The organism is Candidatus Nitrosopumilus sp., assembly GCF_040878665.1.
In the GTDB taxonomy this organism is placed as follows: domain Archaea; phylum Thermoproteota; class Nitrososphaeria; order Nitrososphaerales; family Nitrosopumilaceae; genus Nitrosopumilus.
Genome location: NZ_JBBDLU010000001.1, coordinates 83,685 through 96,046, shown reverse-complemented (window position 1 = coordinate 96,046; position 12,362 = coordinate 83,685). Strand labels below are relative to the sequence as shown.

At 33.0% G+C, this 12,362-nt stretch carries 9 protein-coding genes and 1 CRISPR repeat array; all 9 genes read right to left on the bottom strand.

Annotated features, from left to right (window positions below; all coding sequences use genetic code 11):
* Nucleotides 1-40: 40 nt before the first annotated feature.
* Nucleotides 41-232 (bottom strand): hypothetical protein, encoded by a 192-nt coding sequence (locus WDZ98_RS00575; protein ID WP_368060886.1) that lies wholly within the window; start codon nucleotides 230-232, stop codon nucleotides 41-43.
* A gap of 462 nt (nucleotides 233-694) precedes the next feature.
* A CRISPR array of direct repeats spans nucleotides 695-4,002; the repeat unit is 37 nt; unit sequence GTTTCAATCCTTGTTATGATGGATTTGTCTTTTTGAC.
* An 83-nt stretch (nucleotides 4,003-4,085) separates the two neighbouring features.
* Nucleotides 4,086-4,670: a CRISPR-associated protein Cas4 gene (gene cas4, locus WDZ98_RS00570; protein ID WP_368060884.1), complete on the bottom strand. Its 585-nt coding sequence runs from the start codon at nucleotides 4,668-4,670 to the stop codon at nucleotides 4,086-4,088.
* 2 nt (nucleotides 4,671-4,672) lie between these two features.
* Nucleotides 4,673-4,969 (bottom strand): CRISPR-associated endonuclease Cas2, encoded by a 297-nt coding sequence (gene cas2, locus WDZ98_RS00565; RefSeq protein ID WP_368060882.1) that lies wholly within the window; start codon nucleotides 4,967-4,969, stop codon nucleotides 4,673-4,675.
* Nucleotides 4,966-5,919 (bottom strand): CRISPR-associated endonuclease Cas1, encoded by a 954-nt coding sequence (gene cas1, locus WDZ98_RS00560; protein WP_368060880.1) that lies wholly within the window; start codon nucleotides 5,917-5,919, stop codon nucleotides 4,966-4,968. The genes cas2 and cas1 overlap by 4 nt, the downstream gene beginning before the upstream one ends.
* Nucleotides 5,916-6,569 carry a CRISPR-associated endonuclease Cas6 gene (locus WDZ98_RS00555; RefSeq protein WP_368060877.1) on the bottom strand — a complete coding sequence of 218 codons (654 nt, stop codon included), beginning with the start codon at nucleotides 6,567-6,569 and terminating at the stop codon, nucleotides 5,916-5,918. The genes cas1 and WDZ98_RS00555 overlap by 4 nt, the downstream gene beginning before the upstream one ends.
* A 25-nt stretch (nucleotides 6,570-6,594) precedes the next feature.
* Nucleotides 6,595-8,832, bottom strand: coding sequence for a CRISPR-associated helicase Cas3' (gene cas3, locus WDZ98_RS00550; protein ID WP_368060875.1), 2,238 nt, complete (start codon nucleotides 8,830-8,832; stop codon nucleotides 6,595-6,597).
* The gene (cas5, locus tag WDZ98_RS00545) at nucleotides 8,816-9,532 is read right to left on the bottom strand and encodes a CRISPR-associated protein Cas5 (protein WP_368057476.1); all 717 of its coding nucleotides are present in this window, start codon (nucleotides 9,530-9,532) and stop codon (nucleotides 8,816-8,818) included. Before cas5 ends, cas3 begins: the two co-directional genes overlap by 17 nt.
* A 17-nt stretch (nucleotides 9,533-9,549) precedes the next feature.
* Nucleotides 9,550-10,479 carry a type I CRISPR-associated protein Cas7 gene (locus WDZ98_RS00540; RefSeq protein ID WP_368057478.1) on the bottom strand — a complete coding sequence of 310 codons (930 nt, stop codon included), beginning with the start codon at nucleotides 10,477-10,479 and terminating at the stop codon, nucleotides 9,550-9,552.
* The gene (locus tag WDZ98_RS00535) at nucleotides 10,476-12,161 is read right to left on the bottom strand and encodes a hypothetical protein (RefSeq protein WP_368057480.1); all 1,686 of its coding nucleotides are present in this window, start codon (nucleotides 12,159-12,161) and stop codon (nucleotides 10,476-10,478) included. The genes WDZ98_RS00540 and WDZ98_RS00535 overlap by 4 nt, the downstream gene beginning before the upstream one ends.
* Nucleotides 12,162-12,362 lie beyond the last annotated feature (201 nt).

Sequence of the window (12,362 nt, the reverse complement as noted above, 5' to 3'; positions counted from 1 at the left end):
AAAATAAACAATATTTTGTAAAAATTTGATTGCTTTTCTATTAATCAGGTTCCCAAAAGGGCATCACATACATGCAATTATTGCATCGCCATAATCGTACATGGATTCCGTTATTGGTATCTGCAGCATATGATCCATCTTCCATTTTCATAACAGTTGGAAGATAACTCAATTCATTATTTTCAAGCCATTCATTTTGCTGACAATTAGGACATTGGATTTTTGGAGCCATTACAACATAGAATATGATCAATGATGAATATTACTTTTAAAAATAAGAGTTTCGGTCGTTTTTGTGCCTGTACCTTTACAAAAAGTGTAAAGTAATGTGTCAGATTATTAATTTCTAACATTCATGCATTAACAAATAGTGATGTCATACGTGACAGTTCTAACAATTTACTAACACTGTACACTTTGTATGTGTAAGAACTGTTAACAGATTGTCATGTGTGACACTTTGTGACACTTTATGACAACTGTATTTTTACGCATGACACAATACATTAACAACTGCATTGTCACGCCTGACAACACTGTAAAAAAAGGCATACTGTTAATTGTCACAAAAAGTGTCACAAAAAGTGTTAAACTATTGTGTTCAAAATACAGCATTATCTTACCTGTTATTTGTTTAACAAAATTTAGTTGGGACATTTGTTGTTAAAGTTATACTGATGTATCATTGTGTCAAGTTTCAATCCTTGTTATGATGGATTTGTCTTTTTGACCTATGTGGACGAAAATTAGTTGAAGGCTCTTATCTGTTTCAATCCTTGTTATGATGGATTTGTCTTTTTGACCTATTGGTAAGCCCTCACCTAGTTCAAGTTTACCAAGTTTCAATCCTTGTTATGATGGATTTGTCTTTTTGACCCGTAGACTAGATTTTGTATGTTGGCATTGGATGAAGTTTCAATCCTTGTTATGATGGATTTGTCTTTTTGACTTCTGCTAACTTGAGTTCTGCTGACTTGAGTTATGCGTTTCAATCCTTGTTATGATGGATTTGTCTTTTTGACTTGCTACACTGTATTTTATAAGTCGAATTTACCTAAGTTTCAATCCTTGTTATGATGGATTTGTCTTTTTGACTTGCATTAACTTCATCCATTCCAACTTCCTTCTTTTGGTTTCAATCCTTGTTATGATGGATTTGTCTTTTTGACCAATGCAGATACATTGATTTCAAACTCTGAATACCAGTTTCAATCCTTGTTATGATGGATTTGTCTTTTTGACGAGTAACCTACATCTATTTCTGTTCCGTTTACACGTTTCAATCCTTGTTATGATGGATTTGTCTTTTTGACACGTATTTCTGAATTTCTTTTTTATCGTACAATCCTTGTTTCAATCCTTGTTATGATGGATTTGTCTTTTTGACCTGTCTCAGCCATGCTTAATTCTACTGCCTTCATAGTTTCAATCCTTGTTATGATGGATTTGTCTTTTTGACCAACACGATACAATTTATTTATGTGTAGGATCTTCAAGTTTCAATCCTTGTTATGATGGATTTGTCTTTTTGACAACTTGTTGTGCTGTTAGTTGTGTGTTAAGATCTAGTTTCAATCCTTGTTATGATGGATTTGTCTTTTTGACTCAAAGCGTTTCATTAGTTCAAAACCTCTTTGATGTTTCAATCCTTGTTATGATGGATTTGTCTTTTTGACTTTCTCGGTAAATGCCTTCATTGTGGAACCAATATGTTTCAATCCTTGTTATGATGGATTTGTCTTTTTGACAAACGTCATATAATTTTTCATGACCATGATTTTAGTTTCAATCCTTGTTATGATGGATTTGTCTTTTTGACCTTGATTCAGACGGTGATCTGCCTGAGAACAATTTGTTTCAATCCTTGTTATGATGGATTTGTCTTTTTGACAACAACATCATGGGAAAATTTGTTATCTTCAGAAGTGTTTCAATCCTTGTTATGATGGATTTGTCTTTTTGACGTCACCTTTTTGTGGTCTCCAGATTCCAGAGGTCAGTTTCAATCCTTGTTATGATGGATTTGTCTTTTTGACATATTCTTCTATATTTGCATATATAGGCTATTTGTAGTTTCAATCCTTGTTATGATGGATTTGTCTTTTTGACACAGGGTGATTGAGGCTATCGAGGATGCTGGTATTACAGTTTCAATCCTTGTTATGATGGATTTGTCTTTTTGACATGATGGGTATTTCAGCAGGGTTGAGAGTATCTTGTTTCAATCCTTGTTATGATGGATTTGTCTTTTTGACTTCTTTGCTTGAAATTTTTCCTGTCTCGAACTCCTGTTTCAATCCTTGTTATGATGGATTTGTCTTTTTGACTTTATCATCATGTTTTGATGGTATCAATCCACGATGGTTTCAATCCTTGTTATGATGGATTTGTCTTTTTGACTTGTGTGGTTGTATGTTCCGTTCCAAACATTGCTGTGTTTCAATCCTTGTTATGATGGATTTGTCTTTTTGACGGGAGACATGAAAATAGCCTCAGATGCGACACTTGGTTTCAATCCTTGTTATGATGGATTTGTCTTTTTGACCAGATATAGGATTAGCAAGTTTTCCATTGGCAATTAGTTTCAATCCTTGTTATGATGGATTTGTCTTTTTGACGTTTGTGCTACTCATGCCTGATAACTAAACTCCCGTTTCAATCCTTGTTATGATGGATTTGTCTTTTTGACTTGTAGGGGATAATCATTATGACGAAGGATCTTTTAGTTTCAATCCTTGTTATGATGGATTTGTCTTTTTGACAATTTAATCCATTGGATCAAACATGGCTGCTATTTTGGTTTCAATCCTTGTTATGATGGATTTGTCTTTTTGACCCTTTGCAGAGTTTCTATGCCAGTCACCGTCTAATTGTTTCAATCCTTGTTATGATGGATTTGTCTTTTTGACCAGACGGGAGGCTCTGTGCTAATTGCTACCGAACCGGTTTCAATCCTTGTTATGATGGATTTGTCTTTTTGACCAATGCATGGAGAAGAGGGACACATGTCTACAGATCCGTTTCAATCCTTGTTATGATGGATTTGTCTTTTTGACCACTAGATAGTACCGTCATTTATTGCCTTGTTCATCTTGTTTCAATCCTTGTTATGATGGATTTGTCTTTTTGACATATGTTGTTGTTTGCCATGTTGATTATTCCATCCAGTTTCAATCCTTGTTATGATGGATTTGTCTTTTTGACAACAGGTTTTGTTTCTGGCTCAAAGCCTCTCATGTGTTTCAATCCTTGTTATGATGGATTTGTCTTTTTGACTTTGATGAGTGGGGAAGATATAGCCCATTGAGGGAGTGTTTCAATCCTTGTTATGATGGATTTGTCTTTTTGACCAATGATCCTGGACGATTCTCTCTCTTGGATTAGAAAGTTTCAATCCTTGTTATGATGGATTTGTCTTTTTGACTTCAAAAAAACTCATCAATTCCATGATTGCCAGCATAGTTTCAATCCTTGTTATGATGGATTTGTCTTTTTGACACACGTAATTGCGACTTGCCAGATCCATCGTCCCTTAGTTTCAATCCTTGTTATGATGGATTTGTCTTTTTGACCATAGTTCATCTTGCAAGTTCTCCACCCCTAGCCTGTTTCAATCCTTGTTATGATGGATTTGTCTTTTTGACTCTAATCTGCATCAATGAAACATGCAAGGAAGGAAGTTTCAATCCTTGTTATGATGGATTTGTCTTTTTGACAAGTTTGCTAATACTGTAGTGTGTGGAGCATTTCGTTTCAATCCTTGTTATGATGGATTTGTCTTTTTGACTAAATCATGATACTGTGATTCATCAAATACAAGGGTTTCAATCCTTGTTATGATGGATTTGTCTTTTTGACATCAAAGACAGAACAGGAATGGTTTCATAATATCCTGTTTCAATCCTTGTTATGATGGATTTGTCTTTTTGACACCTGTCTAGTTGTGGATTATGTGCAATGTATTTGTTTCAATCCTTGTTATGATGGATTTGTCTTTTTGACAGTAATTAAAACAGACAAAGTTGTGCCTGTTTTTATTATTTGCATGTCAATAGTTGTCATATTTTAACGGTTTCCAATAATTATCATTCACTATTTAAGGATCCGACAGGACAGATTTTTCTAAAACAACAGTTTAGACAACGATTATCAAAATCAGCATCAGGCATTATTCCCATTTGAATAACTTTTTTTGTGTTCTCTAGTATTTCAAGTGAGTGATTTTTTATTACATCATCAATCACCACAGGAATTTGTTTTCTTTTAGTTTTATTAAAAATCACAACTGCTTTTTTTACAGGTTTTCCAAGATTCTCCTCAATCAGAATGGAAAGCAGACCTAACTGCACTAGCAGAGTTTTGGATATATCGCAAGTATCACTATATTTTCTTTCTATCAAAATTATTTCATCATCAGTTTCAATTGCCTCATCTATCTTTCCAGACAAATCAAGTTTTTCAGAATAAAATTTACTGGCAACAAGTTTTTTGCCTTTATCTGCATATGGAATGTAGTTTAGATTGTTTCTTTCATGTAGTAAGTGCAGTTTTCGTCCTGCGGAAACAGTTCCCCTCTTCTGTTCATATTGATCTAATCCTAAAACGTTGATGAAATATGTAAATTTTGGACAAAAGGCGTATTCTACTACATCAGTCACTGTCAGTGGCATGCTCATAATACCACAGCTGGTTTCTTATCTGATACATACTCTTCATCAAATCCTTTTCCAATGATTTTGATTTTACCAAAACATTGATTGCATGTCAGTATTAGATAGAATGAATCATTTTCATCAACGATTGTCTTGATTGTTTCAATTAGATCCTTTTTGTTTTGTCCAGACAAGCTCCCACAAAACACACTTTTTTGAATTCTTGTAAACCCATGATTTTTTAAAACATGGATAACTGAGCTGCGAGTTGAGTTCGCTGTAATATCATAGACTGCATAATACATGTTCTTTTTCATATGCGTGTCACCAGTTTTTCTATTATTATTTTGCAAAAATCCCATGATGTGGTTTCAATAGTCTTGCGCCCATTTTCAACATATGATGAAATTAGAAATTTTCTTCCTTCTTTTGAGAGAAAAATTCCATTTGTGACATCGTCTTGTTTTTCAAACCAGTTGTCATTGACCATCTTCTTTGTAAATGCTGTAACAATAATTCTGTCAACAACTGGTCGAATGATTTCTATTATATCAAATGAAAGTGTGGGTTTTCCATAAGAGTCAGAGTGATAAAAACCAGCATTTGGATCAAGCCCCGAGAGGATTATTATTTTCTCAACATCAGAATATGCCATTCCATACAGATAGTTTAATGTCGCATTAAACGCATCATGTGCTGGATGTTGACTTCTTTTGGCAGTAGACCATTTTTTAGGCAATATTGAAAAGATTGCCTGAAAATAATTTGCAGCGCATGCACCCTCCAGACCCAAAAATGTTGCCTTGTAACCATTTGTGTATTCTATTGCATCTAGGTTTTTCAGGGAATTATTTATCGTCAAAATAGCAGCCTCTAATTTTACTGGAGGAAGTTTTCGGTTATTTTTTAAATCAAGCAATAATCGTTTCTGCCCACTTAGTTTTTTGGAAAGTATGTTCATGGATATTTCATATCCGATGACAGTGTCTTGATTCAGGTATTGATTGCGCCGTAATTCAGTAGATTTACCGGGACTGCTTGACCACATCCTTGCAATAGGTTTTCCAGACCATGTAGAAATTACCAATTGAATTTGTTTTTCAATACACAAACGCACTGCTTGTGTGCTGATTAGAGAATTTGATGATATGATTATTGCATCTACTTTTTCTGCAGGGATTTCTGATTTTTCTTCTTTATTTTGAATAACAAAAGAATCATGATTTCTCTTTAACGTACTGCCATGTGTCAAAATTTCTATGATCATTTCAAAACAAGCACATCTCCAAATCCCTTGGATATGCTTTTTCCAAGACCACAGTATTCCGGAATAGTTATGTTTGAATCCCAATTGCAGAAAAATCCCGCAAACTTGTTTTTATGCGCAGTGATCGTAATTGATTTGTATTGGACTATTTTAACGGTTATCATATAATCTACAAATATTTTCATTCCTTTTAACATGCTAAGAATATTTCCTACAAGAATTTTTTCTAAAAACTGTCTCTGATCTTTTTTTACAAGCAATGAATATTTTGTATAATTTTCCTTGTTTAGTGCAATCCAGGGTGATGCAAACTTGTATTTGCTTTTGATTTCTTTAGGATAGTAGACCATGTTTTGTAACTCTATGTTAGTAAGTGATATTTTTTGGTCTTGAGTAGTAATGTGATCAAGGTTTGACATTTTGTCAAACACAACGTCTGCAAACTCTCCTAAGCCAATGACTGCAAGTTTTTTATCAATTCTTTTGTACTGAATCAGTGGATAGTGATATGAATTATCGGAGTGATGATGAAATTCAGAGATATTAGTAAACAGATGAGCCAAAAATCCTCTTAGTTGAATAGGAGTCACATTTTGTTCTGAATCAAAATCCAACATTGCACGACATATCTTTATTTTTTTGTCATCCATTTAAGAACCCCATATCTTCATTTATTCAATCACTGCTTACATTTTCTGATATGATCCATTTATCCAATCCCACGTTTTCATCATAGATTGTTTCAAGGTGTTCTTTTTTTGGAAGTAGGATATTTTTTTCTAGCAATTCTTCATCAAAATATTTCCGACCAATTTTGTCAACTGAGCGTGGAAGTGTCGCAGTATACAATCCATATTTTTTAAAATTGTCTTTTAGCTTATTATTCATTAATGCATATTTGTATTCATACCAGTTTTCCAATTTTGGGACAAATACAGAATCACGGTCATCTTCTGCAAAGAGTTCTTTTTTCACAAAAGTCCATACTCCTTCAAAATCTAAATTTTTAACACATGTCTCAAGTTTCACCGTTTTTGCAATATTACGCTTATTTCTTGCAGATATTTCACCATAGTACTGCTCCAAAATAGCATACAACTCTTTTGAATTATGTATGTTTTCTAGTCTTTTCCAAGATTCATCAAATTCTAGTTTGCTGTATGGCAACTCACTACCATCTGTTGGATATATTATGATCTTGGCATTTGGATCTAAGCCTTCACGATTTAATCTTCCCATGACTTGAATGATGTTATCAATGGGAGCAGCTTCCCTATAGATATTTGAAAAACTAATATCCACACCTGCTTCCACTACTTGCGTAGATACCAAAACATAATTTTCTTGTGTATGTAGATTTTTTAAAATATCTATTCTATCTTTTTTTCTAATTCCAGATGAGAGATAAATTTTTGTAGAGTCTTTATGGATTTGTACAATGCTATTGTAAAGATTTACTGCTTTTTTTCTAGTGTTTGCCATGACTAGGGTTTTGTTTATGATTAGTGTTGAAAGATCAAGCGGTTCTATTGCTATCTGTTTTTGTGTTTGATCAAGATAATCATCTAAAAGTTCCTTTGAAATTTTTACTTTGTTTATTTCATTGATTTCATTGGGAATTGTTGCACTAACAAGAATAACTATTGTGCCCATATACTGATTCATTTTTTGAAATATATCTTTAAGATTTGATAAAATAAATTTTGGAATTGTCTGAACTTCATCAATAATGAGTATTGAATTTCTAAATGATGCCATTTTTAATTTTTCTTTTGTAGTGTTAGCGTAAATGGTCATCAGTAATCTCTGGGTAGTAGTTATTACAAACTGCTTGTTAAAAGACTCTATTAGAAAATTCCACTCTCGAATATATCCTTCATTAGTATCTCGTTTTTTTCCTTCAAGAGACTCTGCAAACATATGGTTGTAAATTAAAACATCCCTTGCTTGTTTTTCACTTATTGTGGTTTCAAATTTTCTTTCAAAATCTTCAGTCAATGCTAAAAGTGGTGAAAAATAAAAAACACGCTGAATTGTTTTGTCTTCTTTATATTTGGAAACTATGTCAAGAAATACCTTTGTCTTGCCTATTCCTGTGGGGGCATGAATTACAATTATTTTTTCAGAATAGTCATAGTTATCCATAACCTCTTTTTGGAACCTATTTCTCAATGATCTCATTTTCTCTTGCTGAATCTTATCCAAAGACTGTAAATCGTTTGTTGGTTTGGGTTTTGTTAATGAGGTGGTGTCTATGCTTAAATCAAATTTTGGCACAGACCAGTCATCAAAACTGCCCCTGTCTGCCTGTAACAAGCATGAAAACGCTACAGACATTTCCAAATAATCATCAGGTGTCTTCATAGAGTTTAATCTCAGATCAAACAAAACTGGCCTTGGAAATCTTTCAATGCATGAACTCCAATTCAATTCTGAGAATTCTGGAATATCCAATACTTGAGATGAAAAATTCTTGATGTTTCCTTTCATTATCTCTTGTGATGCTTTGAACTGTGATCCTTGCTTGATCTCGCCCAGACTCTTTCGTATTGTACTATGATGCCCATAAATGAGAATGAGTATTTTATCAATCACATCATAATCCAATCCAATTTTGGATAAAAGATATTTTGCTGCCCATGCAGAAAATACAGAATGCTGTTGTACAAATTTGGTTGATATTTCTTCCTGTATTTTTTTCCTATCATGTATTGCACTAAAAATTTCTTGATACCATGGATTTATTTTACCTATGTCATGTAATAACCCTGAATAATACGCAATTTCCTGATTTCTGAAACTAGTCTCTGCAAAAAGTTCTTTAGATTTTTGTCCAACTGCAATCAAATGTTCTATCAGAAAAGGTTTTGGTTGATCAATTGGATGAGATAAAAATTTAGTACATGCAGACACTATGTTCTCCTATTTTATAAAACTTTGATAGTTTTCTTGAAGAGTCTCTTTCAATTTCATATTCAGAATCATTTGTGGGAATCCAGTGTTTCAATACTCTTCCATCAAACTTTTCATCATCAAAAAAATGATGAATGTGTCGTTCTATCATCAGTGAACCCTTGTTATCAGTAGGACTCATCTTTAATGTAAAATTTGGATTAAATGTTTCTGATTCATCAAGAACAACACATTTCGTCTTTTCATTTTCAGAATCTATGACTTTTGTATCAATTTCTCGTACATCAAAAATTGATGCGGGACAATATGCATGACCTAAATATGGTGAAAAGACAAATTCATTTTTTTTCAAAGCATTTGATAATTTTTCAAAATATTCTTTTTCCGTGTCAACATAAATTGTATATCTTGGATTTTCAACTACTTCTGTTTTAAACGGTTTTGTTTTTGCTTCTTTTATGGAGCGATGGTTGGTAAAGTATGTTATTTTTTTTGGCACTGATTCCAGTTGTATTCCTACCTTAGTTTGTTTAAAAAAATTTAGATATTCATTACTGTAAATATCCCCTAGTTGGTCTGAGCGTTTTATTCCGACCATGGCGCCAAGAATTCCCACTATGGCACTTTTTGATGGTATGTAGTATACAGTTTGATTGGATGTAACTGAAGGATCTCTAAATGCTGCAAAAGCTCCAGACATTCTAAATGAAACGATTTTCAATCCGATAGAATTTTTACGGGAATTCCCTTCGACTTTAATTTGGCTCCAAGACCATCTATATCTTCTGCAATATCTTCAGCTCCTCTTAGTTGAACCATTTCTATCTCAGATTTTCTTTTGGATAATATGTCAATTAGGTTAGAGAAATCAAATGGTGATTTGCCCAATTCTTTTGCCATTCCTTTTAGTTCTTGACTTTCAGTGACCAATTGTGGAAGATCGTTATAGATTTGATTTTTGTAAGATACATCAATGTACAAGATGCTTCGTTGTGGGTATTTTGATCTTGTAATTAGTTTGTTTGTTCCATTCCACAAGCAGTCAGGAATCATATCTATTTTTTCATTGAACTTTTTCATAGTTTCCTTGTTTTCGCTATGTTTTCCAAGATTGTTTGGATTTATAGCTCCCTGTACTTTGATCAATGCAAATTCCACAGAATAGAATTTCCCAAATGTCGAGAATTGCTCGCCAGTTTTCTTTTCTTTTCCTACAAATCTTCCAACTATTGTGGGATTAATAATCTGAACTTTGTTTACACTTCTAGAATTTCCGAACTGTAGTGGGCCAGTAAGTTTTGCAGAGCTTCCTTCATTATCTGAGCCTTTTCTAATTGTAACTAGAGCTCCAAATAATGGAACATCAAATGTTTTATTTAGTAAACCCTCAATCACATCCCCACTTAGAGACCCCACAATTTCCTTTGCCTTTCCGTCAGCTGTTGTTGGAGATCCACTCTCGTCAAAATCTACAAAAAGTGTCTCTCCTTTTACATCTCTTGCATAGTCTCGTATTGTTCTCTTTATTCGAACATCTGTAACCATAATGGTATCATCGGGCATCATCCTTGGCTGATTTTCAAATCCGGGATCGCCGTTTGGATTTTGCCTTGATTCATAATAAAATAAAATCTCCGTCAGAGTCATGCTTTAATCTCCTGAGTGGAGTAATATCCATTAAAAAAGAAATATGAGTAGTCTTTAGATGCGGCTTCATCTGTAATTTCTTCTTTAGGTCGAAGTGCGCTTATTTTCCTAGTCACACCTTCTTTAGAATCATCAGATACTTTGGCAAGCTGAACACCTCGTGATATTCTAGAGTATACAAATCGTAATCTTTCTCGGTCGTATTTTGGATATGTCAAAATATCGCCTAATGAATTGTTTTCATCTTTATTATCTTGTTTAAAATCGACATACAGTCTGGCAATTTGCCCAATTCTCAGTGCATATTCTTCATTAGAATTCAAGTAATTTTGTGTGAAATTGGTATTAATTAAGTATTTTATGCAAAATTCAGATTTGGAAAAGAATTCAATTTGTTCGACATTGTGCTTTATTTTTATCCAATCAAAGATCTTATGTCTTAGTAATTTTGTAAAGTATGTTACAAGGAATTCTTTTTGGATGGTATTTCCAGATAGAAAATTTTTGACCACATACAAGTAAGTGTTCCAGAGGGGATTTTTGTTTGATTTGTCTATGAATATTTCAAATGCCAAAATAGGAATTTTCATTTCATTAATTTTGGAGAACATTTTTGACATTTGTTTCATTGTTAGATTTTCATCAATCAAAAGTTCCTGTTTTGCTTGATTAACTCGCACGCAGATAACTTTGAGATTGACTTGTTCGTTGTGTCCACCTCTTGAAAGTATTTTGTAATTTTCATAAAGTTGTGTTAAAAGTCCTTTTCTTGTATTCTTAAGCTTGTGAGTATCATCGGAAATGTCTACAAATGTCCATTCCAATCCACTAATGTTAAATGTTTTTTCTTTAGGACGAGCAATTTTTTGAAGTGACTCTTTTCCAATTCCCAGATTTTTATAAAAATCTCTTTTTTGTTTGCAGTTAATGGTAAATGCTTTGTCATCATAAGTCAAAAATTTTGTAGTTGTTGTTGGTGTTGATGCATAATCTGACGACACGTTACCAAAATAATCTGAAAACGAATCTAATTCGGACATGGTTTCTTTTTCTATGACTTTGATATCTGAATTATTCGGTAGTACATATATTCTAAAATTAATATTTCCTGATTTTGTCAAACTGCATGGACGAGTTTTTGCATATTCTAGAAACGTTCTAGATATTATTTCAAATGCATCATTATTTACCGTGCCATCTTTGTCAAATAGGCCAGACTCAACATAGGATACAAACAAATTATTATTTTTTAGTAAATAATTAACCGTGTCTATTTTGATCTTGACTTTTGAATTTTGGTTTTGAGTGATTTCCTTGGCAGATACATTAAGAGAATACTCTATCACGTTTGGTTTTTTTCCTATTGTGATAGACAATACACTTTCCAAGTTTTTGTTTGTCTTTACGCTACCATAAGCTTCAAAATATGGATTGGGTTGTGCTGGAGATACTCTTACGTCAGGAAGGTTGAGTTCTTTTTTGTCAATGGTGTTTAGTGGCATCTGGAGCCAATTTTGTAATTGTTCAGTATTTTCCAAATAATTTGAATTATATTCTTCAAGATCTTTATCTAACGTCACGGTTCCATTCTGAAAAAAAATTTTTTTAATTGGTTGTGAACCTCCACGTGGAATGTTTGCAGTTGATTGCTTGTTTATCGAAAATAACTCATATCCGAGCATGACAATATACATAAAAAGAATGATTTAAAGATTAGAGAGACGATATAATTGCATTATTCATGATTGTGTTATTTCTGCAAAATCAAAGAGATTGAAATCATGTTACAAGTGTCATGCTTAAAGTGTACGGTGATGACATTATTTTTATTATCACCCATAACTTTTTTGATTATATTCATTTTTAGAATTGAAACTTTGTCC

Bases quoted from the DNA above. Each gene is read 5' to 3' on its own strand.
- WDZ98_RS00575 (WP_368060886.1), bottom strand. From the start codon at position 232: ATGGCTCCAAAAATCCAATGTCCTAATTGTCAGCAAAATGAATGGCTT.
- WDZ98_RS00540 (WP_368057478.1), bottom strand. From the start codon at position 10,479: ATGACTCTGACGGAGATTTTATTTTATTATGAATCAAGGCAAAATCCA.
- WDZ98_RS00555 (WP_368060877.1), bottom strand. From the start codon at position 6,569: ATGGATGACAAAAAAATAAAGATATGTCGTGCAATGTTGGATTTTGAT.
- cas1 (WP_368060880.1), bottom strand. From the start codon at position 5,919: ATGATCATAGAAATTTTGACACATGGCAGTACGTTAAAGAGAAATCAT.
- cas5 (WP_368057476.1), bottom strand. From the start codon at position 9,532: ATGTCTGGAGCTTTTGCAGCATTTAGAGATCCTTCAGTTACATCCAAT.
- cas2 (WP_368060882.1), bottom strand. From the start codon at position 4,969: ATGAAAAAGAACATGTATTATGCAGTCTATGATATTACAGCGAACTCA.
- cas4 (WP_368060884.1), bottom strand. From the start codon at position 4,670: ATGCCACTGACAGTGACTGATGTAGTAGAATACGCCTTTTGTCCAAAA.
- WDZ98_RS00535 (WP_368057480.1), bottom strand. From the start codon at position 12,161: ATGCTCGGATATGAGTTATTTTCGATAAACAAGCAATCAACTGCAAAC.